General features: G+C 46.7%; 1 pseudogene. It reads left to right on the top strand.

Annotation, left to right across the window (positions count from 1 at the left end):
* Positions 1 to 24: 24 nt before the first annotated feature.
* Positions 25 to 244: pseudogene (locus OD803_RS14585) on the top strand (acyl-ACP desaturase); the annotation flags it as partial.

The following is a 244-nucleotide window of genomic DNA, read 5'->3' on the forward strand; positions in this document are numbered from 1 at the left end:
GCTTGATGGTGGAGTGAGTACGGTGTGCGTGATGAAACAGGTGCTAGCCTTACTCCTTGGGCAATTTGGACAGGGGCTTGGACTGCTGAAGAAAACAGGCATGGTGATCTACTTAATAAGTATCTCTACTTGAAGGGTCGACATGAGGCAAATTGAGAAGACAATCCGGTATTGGATTGGATCAGGAATGGATCCACGTACTGAGAATAATCCTTATCCATCCAGCATCCAACTCAACGCACAG

The organism is Gaetbulibacter sp. NE, assembly GCF_025548475.1.
In the GTDB taxonomy this organism is placed as follows: domain Bacteria; phylum Bacteroidota; class Bacteroidia; order Flavobacteriales; family Flavobacteriaceae; genus Gaetbulibacter_B; species Gaetbulibacter_B jejuensis.